Origin of the sequence: Segatella paludivivens DSM 17968 = JCM 13650 (assembly GCF_000373185.1) — a bacterium.
Lineage (GTDB): Bacteria > Bacteroidota > Bacteroidia > Bacteroidales > Bacteroidaceae > Prevotella > Prevotella paludivivens.
Genome location: NZ_KB890686.1, coordinates 51,490 through 74,411, shown reverse-complemented (window position 1 = coordinate 74,411; position 22,922 = coordinate 51,490). Strand labels below are relative to the sequence as shown.

Annotated in this window: 17 protein-coding genes; 15 read left to right on the top strand and 2 right to left on the bottom strand. The window is 37.3% G+C overall.

The window, feature by feature from the left end:
• The first annotated feature begins 227 nt into the window (after positions 1–227).
• The 13 genes from B045_RS0113775 (at position 228) to B045_RS0113720 (ending at position 18,554) form a co-directional block, all read left to right on the top strand.
• A complete protein-coding gene (locus B045_RS0113775; protein ID WP_018464855.1) occupies positions 228–1,721 on the top strand; it encodes a glycoside hydrolase family 43 protein in 1,494 nt (497 codons plus the stop codon).
• A gap of 40 nt (positions 1,722–1,761) precedes the next feature.
• Positions 1,762–3,003 (top strand): MFS transporter, encoded by a 1,242-nt coding sequence (locus B045_RS14775; RefSeq protein ID WP_025883724.1) that lies wholly within the window; start codon positions 1,762–1,764, stop codon positions 3,001–3,003.
• A gap of 225 nt (positions 3,004–3,228) precedes the next feature.
• Positions 3,229–4,236, top strand: a complete 1,008-nt coding sequence (locus B045_RS0113765; RefSeq protein WP_018464853.1) for a class II fructose-bisphosphate aldolase — start codon at positions 3,229–3,231, stop codon at positions 4,234–4,236.
• Positions 4,237–4,317: 81 nt separating this feature from the next.
• A complete protein-coding gene (locus B045_RS0113760) occupies positions 4,318–5,142 on the top strand; it encodes an N-acetylmuramic acid 6-phosphate etherase (RefSeq protein ID WP_018464852.1) in 825 nt (274 codons plus the stop codon).
• 422 nt (positions 5,143–5,564) lie between these two features.
• Positions 5,565–8,762 carry a SusC/RagA family TonB-linked outer membrane protein gene (locus tag B045_RS0113755; protein WP_025883720.1) on the top strand — a complete coding sequence of 1,066 codons (3,198 nt, stop codon included), beginning with the start codon at positions 5,565–5,567 and terminating at the stop codon, positions 8,760–8,762.
• Between the two features lie 21 nt (positions 8,763–8,783).
• Entirely contained in the window at positions 8,784–10,310 is a 1,527-nt protein-coding gene (locus B045_RS0113750; RefSeq protein WP_026234431.1) for a RagB/SusD family nutrient uptake outer membrane protein, read from the top strand.
• 18 nt (positions 10,311–10,328) lie between these two features.
• Positions 10,329–11,744, top strand: coding sequence for a hypothetical protein (locus tag B045_RS0113745; RefSeq protein WP_018464849.1), 1,416 nt, complete (start codon positions 10,329–10,331; stop codon positions 11,742–11,744).
• Between the two features lie 87 nt (positions 11,745–11,831).
• Positions 11,832–13,178 (top strand): family 16 glycosylhydrolase, encoded by a 1,347-nt coding sequence (locus tag B045_RS0113740; RefSeq protein ID WP_018464848.1) that lies wholly within the window; start codon positions 11,832–11,834, stop codon positions 13,176–13,178.
• A gap of 17 nt (positions 13,179–13,195) precedes the next feature.
• Entirely contained in the window at positions 13,196–15,439 is a 2,244-nt protein-coding gene (gene bglX, locus B045_RS0113735; RefSeq protein ID WP_018464847.1) for a beta-glucosidase BglX, read from the top strand.
• A gap of 293 nt (positions 15,440–15,732) precedes the next feature.
• Entirely contained in the window at positions 15,733–16,470 is a 738-nt protein-coding gene (locus B045_RS15730) for a hypothetical protein (RefSeq protein WP_238312109.1), read from the top strand.
• A 12-nt stretch (positions 16,471–16,482) separates the two neighbouring features.
• Positions 16,483–17,223: a DUF6377 domain-containing protein gene (locus B045_RS15725; RefSeq protein WP_276202104.1), complete on the top strand. Its 741-nt coding sequence runs from the start codon at positions 16,483–16,485 to the stop codon at positions 17,221–17,223.
• A gap of 68 nt (positions 17,224–17,291) precedes the next feature.
• Entirely contained in the window at positions 17,292–17,912 is a 621-nt protein-coding gene (locus B045_RS0113725) for a deoxynucleoside kinase (protein ID WP_018464844.1), read from the top strand.
• A 21-nt stretch (positions 17,913–17,933) separates the two neighbouring features.
• Positions 17,934–18,554 carry a deoxynucleoside kinase gene (locus tag B045_RS0113720; RefSeq protein WP_018464843.1) on the top strand — a complete coding sequence of 207 codons (621 nt, stop codon included), beginning with the start codon at positions 17,934–17,936 and terminating at the stop codon, positions 18,552–18,554.
• A 554-nt stretch (positions 18,555–19,108) separates the two neighbouring features.
• Here B045_RS0113720 and B045_RS0113715 read toward each other — a convergent pair.
• Both B045_RS0113715 and B045_RS0113710 read right to left on the bottom strand, forming a co-directional pair.
• The gene (locus B045_RS0113715; protein ID WP_026234430.1) at positions 19,109–20,149 is read right to left on the bottom strand and encodes a DUF4831 family protein; all 1,041 of its coding nucleotides are present in this window, start codon (positions 20,147–20,149) and stop codon (positions 19,109–19,111) included.
• A gap of 1 nt (position 20,150) precedes the next feature.
• Positions 20,151–21,668 carry a bifunctional ADP-dependent NAD(P)H-hydrate dehydratase/NAD(P)H-hydrate epimerase gene (locus B045_RS0113710; RefSeq protein ID WP_018464841.1) on the bottom strand — a complete coding sequence of 506 codons (1,518 nt, stop codon included), beginning with the start codon at positions 21,666–21,668 and terminating at the stop codon, positions 20,151–20,153.
• A 91-nt stretch (positions 21,669–21,759) separates the two neighbouring features.
• On the opposite strand from B045_RS0113710, the gene hpt reads away from it, so the two are divergent.
• Both hpt and B045_RS0113700 read left to right on the top strand, forming a co-directional pair.
• The gene (gene hpt / locus B045_RS0113705; protein ID WP_018464840.1) at positions 21,760–22,314 is read left to right on the top strand and encodes a hypoxanthine phosphoribosyltransferase; all 555 of its coding nucleotides are present in this window, start codon (positions 21,760–21,762) and stop codon (positions 22,312–22,314) included.
• Positions 22,315–22,333: 19 nt separating this feature from the next.
• Positions 22,334–22,912 carry an adenylate kinase gene (locus tag B045_RS0113700; RefSeq protein ID WP_018464839.1) on the top strand — a complete coding sequence of 193 codons (579 nt, stop codon included), beginning with the start codon at positions 22,334–22,336 and terminating at the stop codon, positions 22,910–22,912.
• The last annotated feature ends 10 nt before the right edge of the window (positions 22,913–22,922 follow it).

Below are 22,922 nucleotides of genomic sequence, written 5' to 3'. Positions count from 1 at the left end.
GTCGGAGTACAGCGGTACTCCTTTTTTTATGCCCTAAAGACTATTTTTATGTGGCAATAATGTGTATTTCGTGATTTGTGGTAATGTTATTGGGATAAAACAGAGAAAACTTTATTTTATATTTTGTTTTTCCCGCATCTTGTTTTATCTTTGCATGAAATATAGATTTACTTGACATATCTAGTTGTATCTCGTACTTATCTGTATGTTGAAATTTAAATAACGCAATGAAGAAAATACTAAGTCTGTTCTTTTTTATTATTATTTCAGAGAGCAGTTTCTCACAAGGTTATCGTAATCCGATTATCCCCGGTTATCATCCTGATCCAAGTGTGTGTAGGGTGGGAGATGATTTTTATTTGGTTAATTCGTCTTTTCAGTATTTTCCAGGTGTTCCAGTTTTTCATAGTAATGACTTGATAAATTGGGAACAGATTGGAAATGTGTTGACACGTGATTCGCAGCTTCCATTGAAAGGAGCTTCGTCGTGGTTAGGAATTTATGCGCCAACGATAAGATATAATAATGGAACATATTATATGATAACGACTAATGTCGGTAATGGTGGAAACTTTCTTGTTACAGCTACTAATCCTGCCGGACCTTGGAGTGAACCTGTTTGGTTGTCTCAACAGGGTATTGACCCTTCATTGTATTTTGAAAATGGCAAGGTTTATATGTGCTCAAATCCTGGTGATGCAGTATGGCTTAGTGAAATAGATGCCAAAACTGGTAAGCAATTGTCCAAAAGCCGTATGCTTTGGCAGGGTGATGGTGGAAGATATCCTGAAGGTCCCCATATATACAAGAAAGACGGTTATTACTATCTTTTGATTTCTGAGGGTGGAACGGAATTGGCTCATCATCTTACAATAGCTCGTAGTCGTGACATCTATGGACCTTATGAGAGCAATCCTGCTAATCCTATATTGACAAATTGTAGTAGAAAAGGGCAGAACATGCAGATTCAAGGTACAGGACATGGTGATTTCGTTCAGTCAATGGATGGTCGCTGGTGGCTTGTATTCCTAGCTTACCGTAATTTTGGAGGAAGTTATCATCATCTTGGACGCGAGACTTGCCTTGCACCTGTAGAATGGAAAACAGGTGAATGGCCAGTAATAAATGGTGGGAATCCTATAGATACATTGATGAATGCTGTAACTCTAAAAGAGCATAAGATGCCCCATGCTCTGCCTTTTGATTTTAATCGTTCAGATTTAGGACCTGAGTATATACATATACAGAATCCCATTTCTGGGAACTATGCTTTCAATGGTAATAAGCTTGTGTTTAAAGGACATGGTAGCTTGTCTGAAAATAATCAGCCTACGTTTGTTGGTAAACGACAGGAACAGGTTTGTGGAAGTGTTGAGTTTCGTGTTCATCCAAAAGGTAATGCCGAAGGCGGCTTGTCTGTGTATCAGATAAATGACGGACATTATGATTTGTTTGTCAAAGATGGTCATGTATCTCTTCGTTGCAAACTTAAAAATATTGATTATATAGTAAAATCAGATAAGATATGGTCTGAATGGATGAATCTTCGAATTTCATATAATGATAAAATGTATAAGTTTGAATACAGTGATGATGGAACATCATATAAGTCACTAGGAGAATTAAATTGTAGCCTTCTGAGTTCAGAGGTTACTGGAGGATTCACAGGAGTTGTCATTGGAATGTATGCAGATGGTGGAAATGTTGACTTCGCGGAATAATATTAATAAGTAATAAATATAATAACATATATAGTCTGTTATGGCAAAGACAAAATTAACAAGTAAACAGTATTTTATACCATTCGTTCTTATAACATCCTTATTCTTTCTTTGGGGATTTGCAAGGGCTATTTTGGATGTATTAAACAAGCATTTTCAGAATTCACTTAATATCAGTATCACCCAGTCTTCATTGATACAGGTGACAACTTATTTTGGATATTTCCTTATGGCGATACCTGCTGGATGGTTTATCAACCGTAATGGTTATAGGCTCGGTGTCGTAATAGGACTTCTGCTGTTTGGAATTGGTGCTTTGATGTTTATACCGTGTGCTGCAATGGACACATTTTTTGCATACTTGATAGCATTATTCATTATAGGCTGTGGTCTGGTATTCTTGGAAACATCAGCAAATCCATACGTTACAGAATTGGGTGACAAAGAAACCGGAACAAGCAGACTGAATTTTTCTCAGTCTTTTAATGGTCTTGGTAGTCTTTTCGCAACATTTACAATCGGTCAGTTCTTTTTCAATGGAGCGTCAGACGGCGATGATGTTGTTGTACCTTATACCATACTAGGAATTTTAGTCCTGGTTATCGCTATTGTGTTTTCAAGAGTAGAATTGCCTGAAATACAGCATGAGGAAACAGATGAAGACCGTAGTCGTGGCACACGTATCATGAAGCTTTTCCGTCATCATCCAATGTTTGTGTTTGGGCTTTTTGCCTTGTTGGCTTATGAGGTTGCAGAAATATCTATAAACAGTTACTTTATAAACTTTGTTACAGGTCAAGGTTGGATGAATGATAATGTAGCGAGTATTACACTTACAGTTGCGTTGGCATTCTTTATGATTGGACGTTTTTTGGGTAGTTGGATTATGCGTCGCATTCCTGCAGAGATTATGTTGCTTACATGCGCTTCTGGAAGTGTTTTGTGTATGATATTTGTATTGTTTGATCTTGGTAAGTTGTCTATGGTCGCTATAATCTGCAATTATCTTTTTGAGGCAATAATGTTCCCTACAATATTCTCACTTGCACTTACCGGATTAGGTAATCTAAAGATGAGTGCATCCTCTCTGCTTATGATGACTCCTATCGGTGGTTGTGGATTCTTGCTTATGGGAATTGTCGCAGATAACACCAATTTGGTCATTCCGTTCATTATCCCGTTATTCGGTTATATTATAGTATTGTTGTTTGCTTCTGAGCTTACAAGAAAGAATGGAACGATGTTGCGTCGTAGTCCAATATGGAATAAATTTAGGTCTTGAAAATCATAATTAATTGTGGCAGTTTCATGCAAAAAGGTATTTCCTTTTTTGTAACCTCGGTTTTACAAAACAATATTTAAAGAAGTTGATTTAAAACAATATTAAATTTTTTAACCTCTTTGCAATGGTAAAAAACAAGCGAACATTTTGTACCATCAAAAGAAAATGTTAAATTTGCAGTCACAAAGATTTTATAATAGATTATTTTTTAAATATAATAAAATTATGGCAGTTAGTTACAAAGATTTAGGTCTCGTAAATACTCGCGAGATGTTTAAGAGAGCCATTAATGGCGGTTATGCTATTCCAGCATTTAACTTCAATAACATGGAGCAGCTCCAAGCCATCATAAAGGCTTCTTCTGAGCTCAAGTCACCGGTTATCCTTCAGGTTTCTAAGGGTGCCCGTAACTATGCAAACCAGACTCTTCTTCGCTATATGGCACAGGGTGCTGTAGAGTATGCAAAGGAACTTGGTTGTGCTCATCCTGAGATTGTTCTTCACCTTGACCACGGAGATAGCTTCGAGATTTGCAAGAGTTGTGTAGACTTCGGTTTCTCTTCTGTAATGATCGATGGTTCTGCTCTTCCTTATGAGGAGAATATCGCCTTGACAAAGAAGGTTGTTGATTATGCTCATCAGTTTGATGTAACTGTAGAAGGTGAACTTGGTGTCCTCGCTGGTGTTGAGGATGACGTAGTTGCTGAGGTTTCTCATTATACAAAGCCAGAGGAAGTTATCGACTTCGCTACACGTACAGGCGTTGACTCTTTGGCTATTTCTATTGGTACTTCACATGGTGCTTACAAGTTCAAGCCAGAGCAGTGCACACGTGACCCTAAGACAGGTAAGTTGGTTCCTCCTCCATTGGCATTCGACGTTCTCGATGCAGTAATGGAGAAATTGCCAGGTTTCCCAATCGTTCTTCATGGTTCTTCTTCTGTACCACAGGAGTATGTTGACATGATCAATGAAAATGGTGGTAAGTTGCCAGACGCAGTTGGTATCCCAGAGGAGCAGCTTCGTAAGGCTTCTAAGAGCGCTGTTTGCAAGATTAACATCGATTCTGACTCTCGTCTTGCTTTCACTGCTGCAGTTCGTAAGGTATTTGCAGACAAGCCAGGTGAGTTTGATCCACGTAAGTTCTGTGGTCCAGCTCGTGACGAAATGGAGAAGATGTACAAGCACAAGATTGTTGATGTATTGGCATCTGATAACAAACTTGCTCAGTAAGCAACTCTTTGACTTAAATATAGGTCAATAAAAATATAGCGGAAACAGTAATGTTTCCGCTTTTTTAATTATATTTGCCGTATGGAAACACGATTAACAGAACTTTCGTCTAACTATGATCATCTTGAGAAGAAGACCATTGAAGAGATTACTGCCGATATCAACCATGAGAATATGTCTGTTCCTATGGCTATCAACAAGGCGTTACCACAGATAAACACTCTGATTAAGGAAATCCTTTCTCGCTTAAAGTTGGGAGGCAGACTATTTTATTGTGGTTGCGGTACTGGTGGAAGACTTGCCACCCTTGATACTATTGAGGTGCAAAACACCTTTGGTACAGATGGGCATCAAATTCAGGCAATTTTTCCTGGTGGAATAAAAGATCTTACGCAAACTCGTGAGTCACGTGAGGATGATCTTGACAATGGTTGGCAGCAGCTTGTTGAGAGAGGTGTCACGGCTGATGATATTGTTGTCGGATTTTCTGCTAGTGGTACTACACCTTTTGTGTTGTCTACATTGAAATGGTGCCATAGTCGTGGTATACCGACTGGCTGTATTGTTAATAATGCAGATAGCATTATTTCTCATGAGGTTGATTTTACCGTAGAGCTTATTACAGGTCCTGAGTTTGTTACAGGTAGTACCCGTATGAAGGCTGGTACTTCACAAAAATTGATCCTTGATATGATTAGTACTACTATAATGATTCAGCTTGGTAGAGTGGAAGGAAACAAAATGATTAATGTTAAACTGATGAATGCTAAACTCATGGACAGGGCTGCACGAATATTTATGGAACGCAATCCACATATTAATGATTATGATTATGTGCTTTCTTTGCTTAAGAAATACGGTGGTATAAAACAAGCTGAACATTATTTAAAATCGTTGAGTGATTAGCATTTGTCACTCAGATAATACTTGAAACGATTTAGAATTTATGTAGTATAATGAAATTCTTGATTACTTACTAAAGCTACAAAAACAAAAATGTATGTGATCTAAAAACTCTAGTTGTGTGATTATTACTTTTTTATAGCATAAGAATAAATAAAAAAACGTCTTTTGTTATAAAAACTGTTACCGCACACAGAAGAAAACGTGCTTTTTTGGCTATTTTTGTTTCTATATTCAATCCACTTTTATGCTACTGCTATAAAAACGTAATGTGCTGATTATTAGAACTTTAATTTTTCAATGCTTATATTTTTATCCACTTTTGTGTTTTTGAAAAGTACGGAGTTTTCAAATTTGTTCTATATTTGCATAGTTGAAAATAACTAATAACTAATATTTAAAATTGTTAATCAAAAGTTTTAAGCATGAAACAATCTAGACTATTACTCTTGTTTGTGGCTTTACTTGTATCAACGATGTCATTTGCTCAGAATAAGTTTTATTCTGGCACAGTCGTTGACGGTCAGGGTGAGCCAATCATTGGTGCATCGGTTGTTCAGCAGGGAACCTCACAGGGTTCTGTTACTGACATTGATGGAAATTTTAAGGTTTCCGTAGCACCAGGTTCGACGCTAGTCATATCTTATATTGGATATGATACACAGCGTGTTAAAGTAGCGGACAATCTTCACATTGTATTAAAAGAAAGTTCTGCATCTTTGGAAGAAGTTGTTGTTGTTGGTTATGGCGTTCAGAAAAAGAGTGTCGTTACAGCAGCTATTGCTAAGGTCTCTGCTTCAGATCTTGCTAATACAGCTCCAGTCCGTATGGACAATGCTTTGAAGGGACTTGCTGCAGGTGTTAACGTAACATCTTCATCTGGTCAGCCTGGTGAAGCAGCACGTATCCGTATTCGTGGCACTGGTACTATCAATAATTCCGACCCTCTTTATATTGTAGATGGTATGCCTATTGAAGGTGGTCTTGATTTCGTTAATCCTAATGATATTGAGAGTATCGAAGTATTAAAAGATGCTGCATCTGGTGCTATCTATGGTGCCCGTGCTGCCAATGGTGTTGTATTGGTAACAACAAAGAAAGGAAAAGTAGGCAAAGCACAGATTAACTATAATTTCTCTTATGGTTGGCAAAGTGCTTGGAAACATCGTGACGTAGTTAATGCTACAGATTATGCTATATTGCAGAATGAAAAGTATACCAATGCTGGACAAGCTGCTCCATATGCAGATCCTTATAAGTTGACTGATACAAACGGTAATGCCATTACTGGTAATGGAACTGATTGGCAAAACCTTGTATTTAATGATAATGCCCCAGTTGTAAATCATGACGTTTCAATTAGTGGAGCTTCTGATGCTGTCAACTATTATTTGTCAGCTGGTTATTATTCACAGGATGGTATTATTGGTGGAAATTACGGACAGTCAAATTATGACCGTCTTACATTGCGTAGTAATACACAGTATAAACTTATTGACGCTACAAAGCAGCGTGACTATCTTAATACATTGAATCTTAATGTGAATATGTCATACATGCGTACACATAGTACTGGTATATCAACTAACTCTGAATTTGGGTCAGTACTTGGTTCTGCATTGTATATGTCACCACTTATGTCGCCAGTTGCTCTTGGTTCTGTTGCTACATCAATGATTGACAAATATTCAGCATATGATTTGGCAAGAGATCCTGAAGGAAATCCTTATACAGTTGTTGGTTATTTCGGAACTTATCAGGAAATGAATAACCCTTTGGCTATGATGCAGGTAAATCCAACTCGTAATTGGAGCCATAAATTTGTTCCAAAGTTCTCTGTTGACTTAGGTATATGGGATAATATAAAATATCATTTCACATATAGTGCGGATTTAGCTTTCTGGGGAAGTAATGGTGCCACTACATCATTGTATTATCTTTCAGGAAACAACAATGCAACTCATACAAGTGCGAATGCTTCATCTAACAAGAGCACAACATGGCAGGTAGAAAATACCTTGACATGGGATAAAACTATAGGTAAGCATACCTTTGGTGTAGTTCTTGGTCAGTCAGCTTTGAAGTATAAAGGTGATTATATTGGTGGTAATCGTTGGAATTTGGTAAATGTAGACAAACCTTCTATTGATTACGCTACTGGATCATTGGTTCTCACAAAGGATGATGCTGGTAATATTACTGGTGGAACTGTTCAGTATGGTGTTTATGGTGGTTTTAATACAGAGCACAGAATTTCTTCATTATTTGGTCGTTTGAGTTACAACTATGACGAGAAATATATGGCTCAGGCAACTATTCGTCGTGATGGTTCAAGTCGTTTTGGTTCTAATCACAAATATGGTACCTTCCCTTCTTTCTCTGTTGGATGGAATATCATGAATGAAGATTTCATGAAAGTAACTAAAGATTGGTTGTCAAATCTTAAGGTTCGTTTCAGTTGGGGTAAGAATGGTAATGATAACATTCCTGATTTTGGTTACACATCACTTACCGCAATGGGTAATAACTACCTCTTCGGTCAGGTTGCACAGAAAACAAATGGTTCAAAGGCAACAAGACTTCCTAACCCAGATTTGAAATGGGAGGAAAGCGAACAGACTGATATTGGTATTGACTTAGGATTCCTTGATAATGCACTTACTTTCTCTGCAGACTATTATGTAAAGAAAACAAATGGAATGATCATTTCTCGTCCAATACCAAGTTATGTCGGTGAAACAGCTCCTCTTGCTAATGTCGGTGATATGACAAACAAGGGTATTGAATTTGAACTTGGTTACAGATGGCATGTTGCAGATGCACAATTTGGAATCAAAGGTAACGCAACTTATCTTCATAATGAATTGACAAATCTTGGTAATAGCACAGGTTATATAGACCTTGATAGTTTCCAAGGTATTTCTGGTGGTGGAACACGTGGATCTAACGGTCTACCTTTCCCTTATTTCTTTGGTTATAAGACAGCTGGAATATTCCAGAATATGGCAGATGTAAAGGCTTATACAAATTCAAAGGGGCAAATGATTCAGCCAAAGGCTGTTCCTGGTGATGTGCGTTTCGTTGATGTAAATGGTGATGGTCAGATAACATCTGATGACCGTACAAACATCGGTAATGGTACCCCTGATTGGACATTCGGCTTGAAGTTTGATGCATCTTGGAAGAATTTTGATTTTAATATATTTGTTCAAGGTGTAAGTGGTGCCGACGTATTTGATGCTACATATCGTTCTGATATCTACTCTGGTAACTATCCTTCATGGATGTTACAGCGTTGGACGGGTGAAGGTACTTCAAATAAGTATCCTCGTTTGGTTCTTGGCGATACAAACAACTGGGTTGTGTCTGACCTTTATGTTCATGATGGATCTTATTTCCGTATTAAGAACATATCTTTGGGTTATACAATACCAAGTATGATAACCAAGAAATTCTTTATTGATCGTATTCGTTTCTACGTAATGGCAGAGAATCTTGTTACATGGACAAAATATTGGGGTTTTGATCCTGAAATATCTTCAGGTGGAACTTCTCTTGGTATAGACCGTGGTATTTATCCGCAGGCTCGTACTTGGACTATTGGTGTAAATGTAACGTTCTAAATCTTAATCAAGACTACAATTATGAAAAAAAATAAATTAATATTTTTAGGTTTACTGGGCGTTTCGGTAATGCTTACGACCAGTTGCAACGATAGTTTTCTCAACGTTGAGAATCCTGCAGGCGAGCCTTTGGAAGAATATTATACAACAGATGCCCATATCCAAGAAGCTGTCGTGGCTGCATATGATCCTATGCATTGGCCTGATTGGGGATTAGGACAGTATAATGCCCTGAATATAGATGCTGAGATTCTGGGTGATGATTTCTGGGTTGGTGGTAGTAACATTAGTGATATGCAGAATTGGCACAAACTCTTTAACTATGAAGGTGATGCTAACAATACTTTAAGTTCACTTTGGACCGTTGACTATTCTGGTATCAAGCGTTGTAATGATGTTATAAAATATATAGGTTATGCCGCTGGTAATCTTACTGATACCAATAAAAAGTGGTATGAGATGCAAGCCCGTACATTGCGTGTATTCTATTACAATATGTTGTGGCACTACTTTGGAAATATTCCTTTCTATCTTACCAATATGGAATCTCCATACAAAGCTCCTCAACTGAAAGCCGATGATGTTTATAGTCAACTTATCGTAGAGTTGGAAGACATTCTAAAGAATGGTGATTTACCAATGAAAATGTCTAAAACTGCAGATTATGGTCGTGTAACAAAGGCTTTTGCTATTATGATGTATGCAGAAATGGTAATGTATCAGAATGATCAATCACGTTATGCTACAGCTTTGAGTTATCTTAATGAAATAATCGGCAGTAATCAGTATCAACTCAATCCTAAATTTGGTGATATTTGGGCTGAAAGTGGCGAATGGTGTAATGAGTCAATTTTTGAAATCAATTACGAAGAGTCTATTTCTGAACGCGACTGGGGATCTCCTTTAGCTATTGGCGGAACAGTTCTTCCTACACTTATAAGTCCTAACAGTTGGCCAGGCGGTGATGGTTGGTCAAAGGGTCAGGATGGTTGGGGATTCCTCCCTGTACGTCTAGAGACTTATGCACTGTATAGTGACAATGATACCCGACGTAGCGCTACAATCTGGGATGTTAGAGGTACCGACTATACAGCCCGTTATCAGGATACGCATCTTTGGTTAGCAAAGTATCGTCCTTTTGATGCAAACAATGCAAATTGCCCAACATCAAAGAACCTTAACTATAATAACAATTATCGTTACTATCGTTATGCTGAGACATTGCTTGATGCTGCTGAATTATCACTTAGAACAGGTGGTTCTGAAACAGGAGATGCTAAGACTTGGCTTAATCAAGTACATACTAGAGCTGGACTTGGAGAATTCAGCAAGGCTACTCTTGACGATGTTTTGAAAGAGCGTCATCTTGAATTTATCGGTGAGGGTAAACGTTATTGGGATCTTGTTCGTACAGGTGAAGCTGCAAAGGTTTTAACTCCTGATAAATATGGTTATCGTACGAATAGTTGGACCGAAAGCAAAAAGTATATTCCTATCGCACAAGGTGAATTGGATACAGACCCAGCTTTGGTTCAGAATAAATATTAATCAAAAAGAGGAAAGAATATGAAAAATATTTTTAAATATCTGACAAGCTTCTTGTTTTTGGGACTGCTCTTAACCGGCTGTTCTCCAGAAACCTTTGATGGCGCTAATGCCAATGGTATACCTTCAATATCAGATGCCGACTATACTGTTGCTGTAAATCAGTCGACAAATAATGTGACATTCCAATTAAATAACAAAGGTTGTTATCCTATTTGGAATATACAGGGACCTCCAGATGTTAAGACGACCGTAAATGGTTATGAGAAAAAATACATATTGGCTGGTACATATAATTATACATTGCAGCTTGGAAACAAAAATGGATTTAGTGACGGCGTAGTCAAGGGTACATTCAAGGTTGATTCTACTCGTTATGACTTTGGACCAACTCTTGCTAATCTTGCTGCAGGTGGCACTAAGGAATGGCGTATCTCAAGTAAGGATGCTGCTCATCTTGCTTGTGGTGCTTCTGGAACAGATGGCACAGGATGGTGGAAAGCAGCACCAGACGAGAAATCAGCTAATGGCGTTTATGATGACCGTATTACTTTTGACAATAATAATGCGTATACTTATAGTGCTGGTGCCGATGGAAAGACATTCTGTAATCATGACGTTACCGCATTTGGAATAAGTTCAAGTTCTGATTATGATGTTGTAGCTACCACTTTCCCTGGTATTAATACCACTGCAAAATATTCTTTGGGATATGATGATGCCGCTGGAATGGTTACGATAACCTTGCCTGCCAAAACTCTATTCCCATATATGGCAGATCAAAAGATGATGACTGGTACAGAAACATTTAAAATCGCAAGCCTGACTAGTAAGAAGATGACTCTGATTTATGATGTGCCTGGTACTATTGCATGGCAGCTAATATTGATAAATGGTGCTGATGAAGCTGTAGAAGCCTTCGACCCAGACAAAATTAACTGGTGTGATGTAAACTCAGATCTGAATCTTGGTAAGGCATTTAATACAGCAGGTAAGATGACATTCTTCTGGTCAGACAATGATGCATGGACGCAGACTGCTGATCCTGGATTTGCTTATGCTAACGGAACCTATACAATCACAGCTCCTTATGCAACAAATGCTGAATGGAAAGGTCAATGTACAATAAATACGGTTCCAATTTCAATAGTTAAGGACAATAACTATGACTATAGTTTCACGATTAATGCTAGTCAGGATATACAAAGAATGACTTTCAAAGTTAACAAGGATCCTGATATAAAAAATGATCCTACTACTGCATTCTATAATGGAACGATTAGTTTGAAGAAGGGTGATAACCTTGTTCGTTTTGCTAAACAAATATCAAAGTTTGATTTTGATCAAGGTAAGGTCGTCTTTGACTTTGGTGGAGCTCCTGCAAATGCTGTTCTGAAAATCAGTAACATCATTATTCAGAAACATAATCCAAAATAATCATTATGAAATATGGAAAGACAGAGGGTGGTTAGCTTCATCCTCGTCTTTCCTTTTAAAGTTTTACAACTATAATAAATTATACAAATGAAGCATTCTATAAAACTTTTGACCCTTCTGTTGGCGGTTATTCCTTTTATATCATGTAGCAGTGATAATGGAGGTGGTACAGTTAATGAAGCAAATATCACTTGTAGTATTGACCATATTTCAGCTTCAGCTTATAGCAAGACTTACAATATTGATGTGACTTGCTCACGTGGAGAGTGGACTGCTTATGCATCTCCTTCAGACTGGATGGCTGTCACTGTATCTGGTTCTAATTCAAAAACTGGAACTGTTGCTGTGACCATTAATGACAATACTACTAGTGATTCTCGCACCGGTGAAATTATTGTAAAGTCAGGAACAACTCGTTATACAGTTCCTGTTACTCAAGCAGCTCCTTTAAAGGCATCGGTCAACAGTTTGGAACTTATGTCTAAGGGTGAATCACAGGATGTTGTCATTACAGGAAATGCTAATTGGACAGTTTCGTCTTCAGAAAGCTGGCTCACTGCAACAAAGGGTAGTAGTGGTCAACTTACAATAACAGCCACAGCAAATCAAAATCTACTTTCACGTACAGCAAAAGTAGTTGTTAATGAAGGTGACGGTACTGGTAGTTTGACAATTAATGTATCTCAGGAAAGTGCGTCAGACGATAATGTCACAATTCCTGCAGGTTATAAGCTGGTTTGGCATGATGAATTTAATGATGGTACGACGTTGAATAATGATTGGACTCATGAATCACAGCCATCTGGTTGGGTAAATAATGAATTACAAAATTATATAAATAGCAATAGTGTTACAAATCTTTCAGACGGTAAATTAAATATAAATTGCTATAAGGGTAGCGATGGAAAGATATATTCCGGCAGAGTATATGCAAAAGCTGGTACAGGTTGGAAATATGGATATTTTGAAGCAAGGATAAAGTTGCCAAAAGGCAAAGGCACATGGCCAGCTTTTTGGATGATGCCTTCTAACAATAATTTTACTACAAATCCTTGGCCTGGATGCGGAGAAATAGATATTATGGAAGAAGTTGGTGTTGATGCAAATATAGTTTCTTCAACTATTCATTGCACAAAATACAACAACAATAATACCACCATTGAGCATGCAAGTAAACTTATAGATACTGCAGAATCCGAATATCATGTATATGGTTGTGAATGGACTCCTGATTTTATTAGTTTTTTGGTTGATGGTGTGCAGATATTGAAATACAATAATGATGGTACTAAAGAAGGTTGGCCTTTCAATACAGAATTTTATCCTATATTAAATCTCGCCTGGGGTGGTGCCTGGGGTGGTTATAAAGGTGTTGACGAAACAGCTTTGCCAACAACAATGAAGGTTGATTATTTACGAGTATTTCAAAAGTAATAAATGCTTATTAGAATATGAATAAGAAAACAATAGTAATTCTGGCAATGTCTCTTCTTGCAATAAATGTTGGAGCACAGACTGAAAAGATGAATAAGTTCATTGATGGCTTGATGTCGAAAATGACTTTGCGTGAAAAAATAGGTCAGTTGAATCTTATGGTTGCTGGTGACATCACTACAGGTGGTGCCATAGATACCAAGGTTGGTAGTGGCATCGCTGACGGTTCTATAGGTGGTGTCTTTAATGTTAAGGGTGTGGATAAGATTCGCACTCTTCAAGATATTGCTGTTAAGAAGACAAAACATGGAATTCCACTTATTGTAGGAATGGATGTTGTTCACGGATATGAAACAATTTTTCCAATTCCGCTTGCTCTTTCTGCCAGTTGGGATCTTCAGGCTATAGAGCGCTGTGCTCAGATTTCAGCGAAGGAAGCAAGTGCCGATGGCATAGATTGGACATATTCTCCAATGGTTGATATTGCTCTCGACCAACGTTGGGGTCGTGTTTCCGAGGGGGCAGGTGAAGATCCTTATCTTGGTTCACGTATTGCTGAAACTATGGTTCGTGGATATCAGGGTGATTATAGCAAGAATTATAATATAATGGCTTGCCTTAAACATTTCGCTCTTTATGGAGCTGTGGAGTCAGGCAAAGAATATAATACTGTTGACATGAGTAAGGTGCGCATGTATAATCAGTATTTGCCTCCTTATAAGGCTGCTGTTGAGGCTGGAGTAGGCAGTGTGATGTCATCTTTCAATCTTATTGATGGTATTCCTGCTACAGCAAGTAGCTGGTTGCTCAATGATGTGTTGCGCAAACAGTGGAAGTTTAACGGCTTTGTTGTTACCGATTATGGTTCTATTGGTGAAATGGAAGCTCATGGTTTAGGTGATTTGAAGAGCAATTCAGCCATGGCTCTAAAGGCAGGCACTGATATGGATATGTGTTCACAGGGATTTATAAAAACATTGGAACAAAGTGTGAATGATGGTTCTGTTTCTGTTTCCGATATTGATATTGCATGTCGCAGAGTTCTTGAGGCAAAATATAAACTAGGCTTGTTTCAAGATCCATATAAATATTTGGATAGCAAACGCAGAAAGGAAGAAATCTTTACTCAACAGAATAGAAATGAAGCTAGAAAAATTGCAGCTGAGACTTTTGTGTTGTTGAAGAATAAAGATAACATTCTTCCACTTAAGCATAGTCAGAAAGTAGCACTTGTCGGTCCGCTTGCAGATTCACGTATTAATATGGCTGGTACATGGTGTGTAGCTTATACTCCTGATAGATATAGTACACTACGTGAAATAATGAAACCTGATTATTATGCTCAGGGGTCTAATGTGTATGCTGATGAGGCTACACAGAAAGCTGGTGAATTTGGAAAATCAATCAAGCGTGTTAATGATGATAATGCTTTGAAAGAGGCTCTCGAAGCCGCTAAAAATGCTGATATTATTGTAGCTGCCCTTGGTGAAACTGCCGAAATGAGTGGTGAATGTGCAAGTAGAAGCGACTTGTCTTTGCCAGATGTTCAGAAAAATTTGCTTAAAAAACTTGTTGCTACAGGCAAACCAGTTGTTCTGCTAAATTTCTCAGGCCGTGCTACAGAAATGAAATGGGAGAGTGAGAATGTTGATGCAATTATGAATGTGTGGTTTGGAGGTTCTGAAACTGCAAGTGCAATATGTGATGTGTTATATGGTGATGTTAATCCTAGCGGAAAACTTACCGTAAGTATGCCACAGTCTACTGGGCAGGAACCTTTGTATTACAATCATCTACCAACAGGACGCCCTGTAGCAGAGAACTCTAAAAGTTTTGCCAAATATGCAAGCAATTACCTTGATGTTCGCAATGATGCTTTATATCCATTCGGATATGGTTTGAGTTATACAACCTTTTCATATAGTGATATTCGTTTAAGTTCAAACGAAATGCCACGTGACGGAAGTATTAAGGCTACTGTTACAGTTACCAACACTGGCAACAGAGATGGTGATGAAATAGTACAATTATATATACATGACAAGGTGGCGAGTATCTCTCGCCCTGTCAGAGAACTTAAAGGCTTTAAGAGAATACATCTAAAGTCAGGCGAAAGTAAAGAGGTCAGCTTTGATATTACTCCTGATTTATTAAAATTCTATGATGTAAATCTCAAAGAAGTATTAGAACCAGGACAGTTTGATTTGATGATTGGCACAAACAGTTTGAATAATAAGAGTACATTATTTACGGTTAATTAGATTGATTGATCCCATCTTGACAATTGTCTTGATGGGATTTTTATGTGCAATATTTTGCATTTGCTGATAAAAAGTTTATCTTTGCAAATATATAATTTGCATCTAGCGTGACATGAATACATTTTTCCATGAGAAAGAATATTTTATTATTAATCCTATTTTTTATATGCATAAATGCGTTTTCGCAAATCCGTAATTTAGATTCAATATATAGTTGTCTGGATTACGAAATAGTACATGCAAATAAATATGTAGCCAAAAAGAAAACAGTTATAGACTTATTAAAAAAGCAGTTGGAAAAAGCATCTGATAATACGTTGAAATATGCCGTCTGTTATCAGCTTTATGAAGAATATAAACCATTTGAAAACAAAATGGCTATGTATTATTTGGAGAGATGTCGTTATATTGCTGAAGTAAGTAATAATAGGAATAACGTAAATGAATGCTTGGCAAGACTTTCTCTGTGCTGCTCAAATACAGGACTGTATGATGAAGCTGAAAAATTTTTATTGCAGATAAATGTTGATGAGTTGAGTAAAAGTGGACTTGTTGTATATTATCAGGCACAGTATATGCTGAATAATCAATTAGCATATTATACAAGTGTGGAATCCATGAAATCAATATATAATAATAAGGCTACAGAGTTTGAAAATAAGCTATTGGCGTGTCTCCCTGTTCATGATAGTTATAGGTATCAAGTTTTGGAATTAAAACTTATATCAGAAGGTAAAATGCACGAATCAATGAAACTTAACACGGAATGGCTGCATCATGTTAAGAAAGGATCTCATAAGTATGCAATGATGTCATTGTTCAGATATTTGGAATATAAAGCTGTTCGTGATACGACAAACATGATGTATTGGATTGCAGAGTCTGCGCTTGCTGATGTACGTAATGGCGTCATGGATCAGGGGTCCATGTGGGAGATTGCGAATCAATTGGAAGGATCTGGAGATATAGAACGTAGCTATCATTATATAACATTTACTAGCGATTGTGCAAATATATATGATTCACGCTAGAGACGATGGCAGATATCGCCTTTGCTTGCAAGAATAGCAAAGAAATATAAAACGGAAAGTGAACATAAGAATAACCAGTTGTTAATGGCTGCTTTATTTTCAGCATTGCTTGCATTAATGCTTCTTGTTTCTGTATTTTATGTTAATAGCCAGCGTAAGCGACTTGCTTTGACAGGAAGAAAACTAAAGTTTTCAAATGCCCAGTTACATGAAATTAATTCAAAACTATCTGAACTAAATCGGCAGTTAGCCTCGAGTATAGCAAAACTAGGTGAGTCTAATCGTGTGAAAGAGGAGTATATTGGACGGTTTATGGGATTGTGCTCGTTGTATGTAGACAAGATTGAGGATTTCCGTAGAATGGTTAACAAGAGGGTAAAGAATAGACAGTTTGAAGAGCTATTTAAGGAAACAAGGTCTACCTCTTTAAAGGAAAAGGAACTTGACGAATTGTATACAAACTTTGATGATGCTTTTCTTCATTTGTTTCCTACTTTTGTAGAGGAATTTAATGCTTTACTTATTCCAGAGGAGAGAATTATGCTCACTGATGATGGACACATGCCTGTAACGCTTCGTATCTTTGCTTTGATAAGAGTAGGCATAGAGGATAGCTCAAAGATTGCTGAGTTCTTGCATTATTCGGTAAATACAATTTATAATTATAAAGCACGTGTGAAGAATAGTGCGATAAGTGATCGTGAGGATTTTGAAAGAAGGATAAAGAAGCTAGGAGCTCAAAATAATGATTGATATTATGCTGTTAATATTCGGTATTATAAATAAAAATTATTAAATTTGCAGTCAAAAATCTGAATAAAGTGCATATAGCAATAGCTGGAAATATCGGAAGCGGTAAGACTACACTCACGGAACTGCTGGTAAAATATTATGGTTGGACTCCTAAATATGAGGCTGTAGACTATAATCCATATCTTGAGGACTATTATAAAGATATTCCAAGATGGTCGTTTAATATGGAAGTATTTTTCCTGAAAGAGCGGTTTAAGGACCTGCTTAATATAAGAAAAAGTGCAACCGATAAAACAACTATTCAGGATAGGTCTATATATGAAGGTGTATATGTTTTTACAGCAAACAATTATAAAATGGGCAATCTTGCTCAGCGTGATTTTGATACCTACATGGAACTTTTTAATTCCATGACAATGGTGCTTGACTATCCCGACCTAATGATTTATCTTAAATCAAGTGTTCCACATTTGGTAAAGAATATCCAAAAGCGTGGACGTGACTATGAACAGAAAATACCATTGGAGTATCTTGAAAACCTTAACGGATTATATAAAGATTTTATATATAATAAGTATAAAGGAAAGTTGCTTGTCGTGGATGTTGACGATATTGATTATCAAAACAATAAAAAAGATTTTGCCGGGATAATAGACAAGATTGACGCTACATTGTTCGGATTTTTTTAATTACTTGAAATTTATTTTATTATGCATATAGCAATAGCTGGAAATATAGGTAGTGGCAAGACTACGCTTACGAAAATGCTTGCCAAGAGATTTGGATGGAATCCTAGATTTGAACCTGTCGACAATAATCCGTATTTGGCTGATTTTTATGTTGATATGGAAAGATGGTCGTTCAATCTACAGGTGTATTTTCTTAATAAGCGTTTTAAGGAAGTTGTTGAAATATCAAAGAGCGAGGAGACTATAATTCAAGACCGTACTATTTTTGAGGATGCTTGCATCTTTGCTCCAAATCTTCATGGTATGGGAATGATGAGCGATCGTGACTTCGCTAACTATTCTGATCTATTCGATCTTATGATTTCGCTTGTTGACTTACCTGACCTTATGATTTATATTCGCACTAGTGTTCCTACTCTTGTAAGCCATATCGAAAAACGTGGAAGAGATTTTGAGAAAACTATACGTATAGATTATCTTACAGGACTAAACAAAAGATATGAAAGTTGGATTAATGATTATAAGGGACATCTTATAATCATTGATGGCGATAATATTGATTTTGAAAACAGTCCGCAGGATTTCCAAACTATCACGGATCAGATTGATGCAGAATTATATGGATTGTTCCCTATGAAATAGACTTTGCATAATTTACTCAATACAATTATATAATTAAGATGCAGGGGTAATATATATTACTTTAATGCTTAATTCTATTATCAAAAAGTGACTAAGCACCAAAGTAACTCATGGTGCTTAGTCATTTTTCTTGTTGTGAGAGGCTTATTTTGTGGCAAATATCAATTATTTTGTTACCATGAAAAATATAAAATAAAAATTTTAAGAAAAAATATACCCATAACATACATCATTTTTGATAAGTATCTTATAATCAGTAAGTATGCTTATGTATGTTTGTGCCATATCATACATGAAACATACATGAATCATACATGTTTCCTACATAGATGTTAGGGATTGGGAGTACAAGGTCGTAATAACCGTGATGATTAATTATCGCAACGATAATTAAATTGTTTCGCGAAATGCAGAGTGATATGGGCCTTATCACTCCGCGTTTTACAAAGCAGTAGGAAGTGATAAGGCCCATATTACTCAAGCAATCTATACATTTCGGAATGTATTATTTGATAGCTAATTTACCAAATCCGAAGTCAGATTCCCCAATAATCTTATTCTAAAGGTTCTGTCTTTAGTTCGTCTGCATTTCCTGTAACAGGATTAAGTACAATATGAGTGGTGATTTTCTTTCCGAAGAGTTCACCGCTTATTGATTCCGTCCGACCGAATTGGGCAGCATTTATATCGAAACTTTTGTATGGCTTGTTGCCGTCATATAATGATAAACGTATACTTCCTGGTAGATTTACGTATACGCCACAATCATCTTTGCTCTTCTTGGTATCAATATCAAGTTTGAGCGGCGGAATGCTATGCAGGTCAGTAACACTTATATAGAAAGGTCGTCCTGACAAATCATCAGAATCAACGAGCCCTAACTTACTAGATAAACGGAAGAGAACCTGCTTGTTTACTTCCTTTTCAGGAATAAAATTTATAACTTTCTCGATTGTATCTTTTACTGTTGTACCTTCAAATACCTGCATCAGAGCATTTTCTTGTTTGCTCAAGTTGGCAAGCATAATCTTTAATTGCTCTCCGTCTTTTGGCATAAAGTCGGCTTCACCACGTGACAATTGATTGCGACTTTCGCGAATATCATAAATATCCTGTGCGATAAGTTCTGCCATTTTTGCTTTTGAACCAGCAGAAAGAATGTCGGCATTCATGAAATCACGTGGATTCACTGGTGCTGGTTTTGGAGCAGCCTTGAACTCCTTTATGCTTTCTATAGTTTTTGGTTCGGCATTTATAGCTAGTAGCATTCCATTTGCATATTTGTTAATGCGAATGATGCTATGCTTTTTATCAACAACAGCTGTATGTTGCTTGGTAGTATCAGGTATACCATAGCTATTGCTAGTAGTACTTAATATGCGATATTCAACCGACGGATTCTCGTCGGTATTCTGCATCTTCATATATTTCTCGGCATACAAAGCCAGTTCACCTGGAGTATATGTTGTCTTCTCTATGAGAATTCTGAATTGTACGGCAGTCTTAGGAAGAAAATATGTAGTTCCCTCTACCGTTTGTTGTGCGCTGGCATTTAGAGCCATTGCGCATAATATAAAAGTAATTATCTTTTTCATATTAATCATTTATTCTTTTAAATGCCATAGGCAAATATTTGATTATATCACTTGCAATAAGACATTCTTTTCCTAGTTCGTGTGCCGCAAGATCACCTGCCAATCCATGCAAATACATTCCGACAATACAAGCGTCTTTTCTTGAGTAACCTCGTGCGAGAAGACCTGTTATAATTCCTGTAAGTACGTCTCCGCTACCAGCTGTAGCCATTCCCGAATTACCCGTAGGATTGAATATCACGTTACCGTCTGGTAGACAAAGAGCTGAATAATGTCCCTTTAGTATAATGAATGAGTGAAGATGTTCTGCTAGTCGTCTTGCTTTAGAGAGTCGTTCGTAACATCCGTTACTTATATTACCATCTATGCGGTCAAATTCTTTTGGATGCGGTGTCATAATTATTTCTTGCGGTAACTGCTGCATCCACGTCCTGTGACTTCCTAGAATATTAAGAGCATCTGCATCAGCAACAACAGGACATTGAGCACGGCGCAACTGTGCAATAAGAGCAATCGCTGTTGTCTCGTTTTGTCCAATGCCGGGACCAATCCCCAATACATTAAAATCATCAGTGTCAACAGGCTCAGAATATATTGTTTCTTCCTGATCCAACTGCAAAACAGCTTCAGGAACAGAAATTTGCAATATGTCGTAATTGCGTTTTGGAGAATGCACTACTACTTTTCCTGCTCCGGATCTCAGACATGCTTTTGATGCAAGCACCGCAGCACCAGACATACCATAACATCCTGCAATAAGAAGAGCCGTTCCCATATTGCCTTTATGGGCAAAGTCATTACGGTCTTTTATTCTTGTGCGTACATCGTTTTCTTCTAATACATAGTGTTGGCAGCATGTGTTACCAATATATTCATGAGACAACCTTATATCCAGTACCCTTACTTCACCAAGATATTGCTGACAGTCAGCAAAAAGCATACATAGTTTAAGTTGTTGTAAAGTGAAAGTGATATTGGCTCGTATGATATTCTGTCTAATGTTGTATGTGTTGTCTTCTGCCATTAGTCCAGAAGGAAGGTCAATGCTTACAACTTTTGATTTGCTTTGGTTTATGTATCTAACCAATGATGAAAATCCACCGGCAAGAGGCTTATTTAATCCGCTGCCGAATAATCCGTCGATAACAACTGTCTCTGCATCTAACTGTGGAGGGTCGAAATTGAGATTGATTTCATTAAAAGCCTTTATATGCTTGCATTCAGCAATCCTTTTCTTGTTGTTTTCGCAATCGTCAGACAAATGGCTGTGTATATTAAAAAGATAAACACTCACCTGATATCCGTTTTCAGCCATCATGCGTGCAACGGCAAGTGCATCACCTCCATTATTTCCAGGACCGGCGAATACAACGAATGGTGTTTTTGTCGTCCAAATATTAGTGATAGCGTGTGTCAAAGCCTTAGCTGCTCTCTCCATAAGGTCGATAGAGGAAATAGGCTCGTGCTCTATAGTATAATTGTCCAACTCATGTATTTGAGTACTATTAAATATCTTCATAATGCTGCAAAAATACAAAATTAATGCTAATCGGTAGGTATAGTTCCACATATTTTTAGTAATTTTGCAACAAAATATTTTAATTCGCACTATGGACTTTGTTAAAATCAAGGACAAAACGTTTAAAACGTTTATTCCTGAATCCGAGATTCTGCAACGTGTAAAGGTTGTTGCTGACAAGATCAACAAGGATATGGATGGTAAAAACCCACTCTTGCTGGCAGTATTAAACGGTTCTTTTATATTCGCAGCGGACTTAATCCGCAATATCAATATTCCTTGTGAGATTTCTTTCGTGAAACTAGCTTCTTATCAAGGAACCACTTCAACGGGTAAGATAAAAGAGGTTATCGGTCTAAATGAGGATCTTGCAGGAAGAACAATCGTTATCGTTGAGGATATTGTTGACACAGGTTTCACGATGAAGAGCATGATTGAGAGTTTGGGTACACGTAATCCTGAGGCTATTCATATTTGTACTCTTCTATTTAAACCAGGAAAGCTCCAGGTGCCTTTGAATATAGAATATGCTGCTATGGAAATTCCTAACGACTTTATTGTTGGATATGGCTTGGATTATGACCAGCAGGGTCGCCAGCTTAGAGATATCTATACTGTTTGTGACGAAAAAGAGACAGCAAAATAAATTATAATAATAAAAAAAGATGAAGAATATTGTTATTTTCGGAGCTCCTGGTGCCGGTAAGGGTACTCAGAGTGACAAAATTATTGAGAAGTATGGTCTTGGACACATCTCTACTGGTGACGTGCTTCGTAACGAAATCAAGAATGGTACAGAACTTGGCAAGACTGCTAAGGGATTTATCGACAACGGTCAGCTCATTCCTGATGAATTGATGGTTAATATCCTTGCAAGTGTTTATGATTCATTCGGAACAGATCATAAGGGTGTAATTTTTGATGGTTTCCCACGTACAACTCCACAGGCTGAGGCTTTGAAGAAAATGCTTTCAGATCGTGGTCACAAAATTGCTGCAATGATAGAACTTGATGTTCCTGAGGAGGAACTTATGGCTCGTCTTATCAATCGTGGTAAAGAGAGTGGACGTAGTGATGATAACGAAGAGACAATAAAGAAGCGTCTAAACGTTTATCACACACAGACTTCTCCACTTATCGACTGGTATGAGAAGGAAGGTGTACACTATCATGTAAAAGGTATCGGAACTTTAGAGGAAATCTTCGGACGTGTTTCTGACGTTATTGATAACCTTGCTGATTAATTAAATTAAA